Below are 6214 nucleotides of genomic sequence, written 5' to 3' on the forward strand. Positions count from 1 at the left end.
GATTAACAATCACAATTAAATGAGATTTAAAGTAAAAGCCGTCATGCGCTTGTTAACTTATTACTATATTTGTTAAACCAAGGGAATGACGGTTTTTATAATGTTAATCATTTTCTGATATGTATTGAAGAAAGGGAGTACATAGATGTTAAGTATTAAAAATTTAACAAAGATATACTCAGGTAACAAAAAGGCAGTAGATCGCATATCTTTGGATATAGAGTCAGGGGAATTTATTGCATTTATTGGTACCAGTGGAAGTGGTAAGACGACAGCGTTAAGAATGATTAATCGTATGATTGAACCAACAGAAGGACAAATTACTATTAATGGTAAAAATATTGGGGATATGAATCCGGTTGAATTGCGACGAAGTATTGGTTATGTCATCCAACAAATTGGATTAATGCCACATATGACAATTCGAGAAAATATTGTATTAGTACCTAAACTATTAAAATGGTCAAAAGAGAAAAAGGATGCTAGAGCGAAAGAATTGATTAAGTTGGTTGACTTACCAGAGGATTATTTAGATCGTTATCCAGCAGAACTCTCAGGTGGTCAACAGCAACGTATTGGGGTTGTACGTGCATTAGCAGCAGATCAAGATGTTATCTTAATGGATGAACCATTTGGTGCACTAGATCCTATTACACGTGATACATTGCAAGATTTAGTAAAAACGTTACAACAAAAATTAGGTAAAACCTTTATTTTTGTAACGCATGATATGGATGAAGCGATTAAATTAGCAGACCGCATTTGTATTATGTCAAAAGGAAAGATTGTTCAATTTGATACGCCAGATAATATTTTAAGACATCCTGCTAATGATTTTGTTGTTGATTTTATTGGTCAAAATAGATTGATCCAAGATAGACCAAATATGAAAACTGTAGAAGGTGCAATGATTACACCTGTGACGGTGCACGCAGATGATTCGCTTAATGATGCAGTTAATATTATGAGAGAACGTCGTGTTGATACCATATTTGTTGTGAATAATCAAAATCGACTATTGGGCTTTTTAGATATTGAAGATATTAATCAAGGTTTACGTAGAGGTGAAGAATTAATTGATATGATGCAGCGTGATGTTTATAAAGTACATATCGATACGAAATTACAAGATTCTGTGCGTACCATTTTAAAGCGAAATGTACGTAATGTGCCAGTTGTCGATGATGATAATACTTTAATAGGACTTATCACACGCGCAAACCTTGTAGACATTGTTTATGATTCATTATGGGGAGACGAAAATGATGACGCCGCCCCATTGGACAGTGATAACAAAGATAAACAGTCAACATCACAACAAGATGCACCACCTCGAGAACAAGATGTAATGAATGGTTTAGACCATAAAACAAACGAAATGGGAGATGATCGTTAATGCGTGAATTTCTCCAAGAATATGGAAGTCAACTCGTATCAAAGACAATTGAACACTTCCAAATATCAATTATTGCATTACTATTAGCCATTGTGATAGCAGTTCCGCTTGGAATTTTATTATCTAAAACTAAAAAAACAGCAAATATCGTATTAACGATTGCAGGGGTGCTTCAAACCATTCCAACACTTGCGATTTTGGCGTTAATGATTCCTATTTTTGGTGTGGGTAAAACACCTGCCATTGTGGCATTATTCGTATATGTATTACTACCTATATTAAACAATACCATTCTCGGTGTGAAAAATATTGATAAAAATGTTATTCAAGCCGGTACAAGCATGGGAATGACTAGACTTCAACTTATGAAAGACGTTCAACTCCCGCTTGCATTGCCAATGATTATTAGTGGCATACGCTTATCAAGCGTGTATGTAATTAGTTGGGCAACATTAGCAAGTTATGTCGGCGCTGGTGGTTTAGGTGATTTAGTATTTAATGGGTTAAATTTATACCAACCACCAATGATTATTACTGCTGCGATACTTGTTACAGCAATAGCACTTATTGTTGATTTCTTATTATCATTAGTTGAAAAATGGGTCGTCCCAAAAGGCTTAAAAGTATCTAGATAATAGAGGGAGGAAGAACATTATAATGAATAAAGTGAAAACAAGCTTAATCATCATGGTCCTATCTCTACTCGTGTTATCTGGATGTAGTTTACCAGGCCTTGGTGATGGCAATTCAAAAGATGATGTCAAAATTACAACAACCGAAACAAGTGAAACAAAAATTATGGGCTACATTGAAAAATATATGATTGAACATGAGACCAAAGGTAAAATCAAACCAACAATTATTGGTAATCTTGGTTCAAGTATTATTCAACATAACGCCTTACAACGTGGGGATGTCAATATGTCAGCCGTGCGATATACAGGGACAGAATTAACAAGTGTCCTTGCTGCACCACCAACGAAAGATACAGACAAAGCAATGTCTGAATCACAACGCTTATTTAAAAAGAAATTTAATCAGAAATATTATAATTCATTTGGCTTTGAAAATACCTATGCATTTATGGTGACCAAAGAAGTTGCCGACAAATACCATTTAAAGAAAGTATCGGACTTAAAGAAATACAAAGATGAGCTGCGTTTAGGGATGGATACCCAATGGATGAATCGCCAAGGTGATGGTTATCCAGCATTCCAAAAAGACTACGGCTTCAAATTTGATAGTGCGCGACCAATGCAGATTGGTTTAGTATATGATGCTTTAAAGAACAAAAAATTAGATGTTGCCGTAGGTTATTCAACAGATGGACGTATTGCCGCATATAACTTAAAAGTTTTAAAAGATGATCGCAAATTTTTCCCACCGTATGATGGTAGTCCATTAGCAACCGAAAAATTAATTAAAGATCATCCAGAGATAGATAAAGCATTGAAAAAATTAGAAGGTACCGTCACTACTAAAGAGATGCAGAAATTAAATTACGAAGCGGATGGTCAAGGTAAAGAACCAGCAGTCATAGCCAAAGAATTTCTAGAAAAACATCATTTCTTTGATGATAAGAAAGAAGGTAGTAAATAATGGATGGTAATTTATTACAACAATTAGCACACTACTATTCGACCAATTTCGGCTATTTAATGGGATTATTCTTTAAACATTTACTAATGTCTGTGTATGGCGTGCTATTTGCAAGTATTGTGGGTATCCCTATTGGTATTTTTATTGCTAGATTTAAAAAATTAGCTTGGCCTGTGATTACGATTGCCAACGTGATTCAAACGGTTCCAGCTATCGCTATGTTAGCCATTTTAATGTTAGCATTAGGTCTTGGACCAACCACCGTTGTAGTGACCGTATTTTTGTATGGGCTATTACCAATTATAAAAAATACGTACACGGGAATTGTCGAAGTTGATGCCAATATTAAAGATGCAGGTAAAGGAATGGGAATGACAAGTAACCAAGTATTACGTATGATTGAACTACCATTATCCTTATCCGTGATTATCGGTGGCATACGGATTGCACTTGTTGTTGCGGTTGGTATCGTAGCTATTGGTTCGTTTATTGGAGCACCAACATTGGGTGATATTATCATACGTGGTACAAACTCAACAGACGGTACAGCCTTTATTCTTGCCGGCGCGATACCAATTGCGCTCATTGCCATTTTAATCGATATTGGACTGAGAATGTTAGAACGCAAGCTTGATCCAACACAAAAGAAAAAAGGTCCACAACCTCAAACAATTAATTAAAAATACACCAGCCAGCAAATATATCAATTTGTTGGCTGGTTTTTTGTATAGCTGTAACTGATAAATTTTACAAAGGAGTCAAAAATTAAAAAAAGGAAAATAAGGTTTAAAAACAAATATTGATATATACATTTTCACAATATTTAGATAGAATAAACATATGTAAATAATCTATTATTATTCTATAATAATTCTAATTTAACAATTGTTTAGTCATCTTACGAACTTTTATTCAAATAGAGTGAAACTTTTAAGAATAAGACATAGCAATGATTAATATAACTTTAATTGTTGAAAGGTGGAATATTAATGAGTGAAATTAAAAGCGATATGAGTAAAACATATCATGCTTATTATATTATCAATAATGCAACACGATCATGTTCAAGTATTTCAGAACCAGGTAAAGATGAAAGTACGACAGTAAGTGGTAATAAAAATGCACATACAGCAATTGAACAGCTCTTGACTATAAATACATCTATTACAGCAGCACTCGAAAAAGCGAACACAACACTTAAAGAAGTTGGCGATAGCTTTGAAGCGATGGACTTGACACTTGGCAATCAAATTTCTAAATAGAATAGAGGTTAAGTGATGGACAAAGTAACTACATTAAATAATCAAATCTATAAAACAAATTTAGAAGTTGAAACATTAACAGAACAACAGCGTGGACTTATACATCTAATTAATGACTATGAAGATGCGACAAGAAATACTGAAAAACTATATGACCGACTGATTTATCGATATGGTTCTAGCAATAGTGCCTTTTCATTAGAGCAACATAGGGATGAATTTCAACAAGAAAAACAAGCAATACTAGAAGAATTAATAGATAATCAAGACAATGTTAAACATCAAATTCGTAAATTAAATGATTGCATAGAAGTATTAGAAGCTCAAAGAAACATTGAATTACATAAAGCTAATGAAAAGGGGCATGATTATGAGCATTGATATGTATTTAAATAAATCAAAAAATCAAGCCTCCAATATGCGGAAATTGAGCCAAGCAATGAACCAAAGTTATGATAGTCTAAACAACGCAGTCTTACAATTTGTGACGAAAGAAGATTTACAAGGAAAAGCATATCGCTCAGCTAAACAATTTTTCAGTGCAGTCGTTATACCGCTAAGTTATAGTATGAAAACTTTAAGTGACATGACAGAAGAAGCCTGTACGACATTTGTAGAGCGTTATACGCAAGAAGTTGATAATCAAAGCTTAAAAGAATCTGAACTTGAAGAAGATATCAATGAATTAAAACAGCGTATTGCGTTACTTGAAGAAATTAATGGTGGTTTAAAAAAATATCTTTCGGAGAAACGAGATACAATTTCAAGAAATAATCGCATGATTGCTAGTTTAGAGCAACAAAAACACGAACTAGAAGAAAAGCTTAGAAAATTACAAGAATTTAATCAAAAATCACCAGAGATTTTTAAAGATGTAGAAGCATTTCAAGATGTAGTTAAACAAGGATTAAATCAATTACAAACTAGTTGGAACCCCGTAACAAAAGAATTCAACATTCCTTCCGGTAAAGACTTAGAATGGGCAAAAGTAAGCAATGAAAAATATTTAAAAGTTGCAATGAAGAAAATTGAAGAAAAAGCAAAAACAGGCAAACTAAATAAACAAGATGGCAAGATTATTCAAGAATATGCAGAAAAGCACCAAGATGAAGATCTACCACAGAGTTTGATTAATTATTTTATACAAAATAAAGATAATATTAAACAAAGCTTAGAAATTGATATTTCTTCGAAGCTAATTGAACAAATAGGTGTGCAGTCGAAAAATATTGGTGTATTTATTAATACAGCCGGTGGATATAAAGGACCAAAAGGACCTAATTCATTTGTACAAGTGAAGCGCACTTGGGGAGATGCAATTATAAAGGATAGCAAGGAATTTGCAAAAAACGGAAAAATTTTGGGTGGCGTTATAACAGGCCTTGGCTTTTTTATAAGTGTCAGAAGTGATTTAAATGAAGGTAAGACATGTGGAGAAGCACTTTCTCATAACGCTTTAACAATGAGTGCCGGGTGGGTTACATCAACGATAATAAGCGGTACAATTATTGCACTTGCCGCTAATCCAGTTGGTTGGGCTGCATTAGCTGGTATAGCAGTTGGGACATTAGCAGCATACGGCGCTGATTGGGCATATCAAAATAATAAATTGGGAATAAAAGACAAGGTAGACTGGTTAGGACATAAAATGGATCCTGTATTAGGACAATTGGGTCAAACGAAAGATCAAACAATTAAAATACTCGACAATACTGCAACAAATGTTAGTAATGGTGTTAAAAATACAGCCGAAACGGTAAAGAATACTGTTGGAGAGGCTGTTAACAATATAGGAGATAATATGAATCCAATGAAATGGAAGTGGTAAACGTGCTATGTGAATCAAAAATTATAAATATGAATCCCAAATATCGAATTATAAAATATAATGATGACTATCTCATGGTTGATACCATCAGTCACTGGATTACATTTCTATTTCCAATGATTAATTGGT

General features: G+C 33.6%; 8 protein-coding genes. All 8 read left to right on the forward strand.

From position 1 onward, the window contains the following. Positions 1-145 precede the first annotated feature (145 nt). Positions 146-1396, forward strand: coding sequence for a betaine/proline/choline family ABC transporter ATP-binding protein (locus HMPREF2597_RS09410; RefSeq protein ID WP_002478670.1), 1251 nt, complete (start codon positions 146-148; stop codon positions 1394-1396). Further along, the gene (locus tag HMPREF2597_RS09415; protein WP_002460349.1) at positions 1396-2031 is read left to right on the forward strand and encodes an ABC transporter permease; all 636 of its coding nucleotides are present in this window, start codon (positions 1396-1398) and stop codon (positions 2029-2031) included. Before HMPREF2597_RS09410 ends, HMPREF2597_RS09415 begins: the two co-directional genes overlap by 1 nt. Before the next feature lie 22 nt (positions 2032-2053). After that, positions 2054-2995, forward strand: a complete 942-nt coding sequence (locus HMPREF2597_RS09420) for an osmoprotectant ABC transporter substrate-binding protein (RefSeq protein ID WP_002460348.1) — start codon at positions 2054-2056, stop codon at positions 2993-2995. Continuing rightward, entirely contained in the window at positions 2995-3675 is a 681-nt protein-coding gene (locus tag HMPREF2597_RS09425; RefSeq protein WP_002460346.1) for an ABC transporter permease, read from the forward strand. Before HMPREF2597_RS09420 ends, HMPREF2597_RS09425 begins: the two co-directional genes overlap by 1 nt. 309 nt (positions 3676-3984) lie before the next feature. After that, entirely contained in the window at positions 3985-4257 is a 273-nt protein-coding gene (locus tag HMPREF2597_RS09430) for a TIGR04197 family type VII secretion effector (protein ID WP_002478671.1), read from the forward strand. A 15-nt stretch (positions 4258-4272) separates the two neighbouring features. Then, a complete protein-coding gene (locus HMPREF2597_RS09435) occupies positions 4273-4638 on the forward strand; it encodes a DUF3958 family protein (protein WP_002478672.1) in 366 nt (121 codons plus the stop codon). Beyond that, positions 4628-6085, forward strand: coding sequence for a T7SS effector LXG polymorphic toxin (locus HMPREF2597_RS09440; RefSeq protein ID WP_002478673.1), 1458 nt, complete (start codon positions 4628-4630; stop codon positions 6083-6085). Before HMPREF2597_RS09435 ends, HMPREF2597_RS09440 begins: the two co-directional genes overlap by 11 nt. 29 nt (positions 6086-6114) lie before the next feature. Continuing rightward, positions 6115-6214, forward strand: a 100-nt coding sequence (locus tag HMPREF2597_RS12470) for a DUF443 family protein (RefSeq protein ID WP_371106700.1), incomplete at its 3' end; no start/stop codon positions are given.

Source organism: Staphylococcus sp. HMSC063A07, assembly GCF_001836955.1.
In the GTDB taxonomy this organism is placed as follows: domain Bacteria; phylum Bacillota; class Bacilli; order Staphylococcales; family Staphylococcaceae; genus Staphylococcus; species Staphylococcus lugdunensis.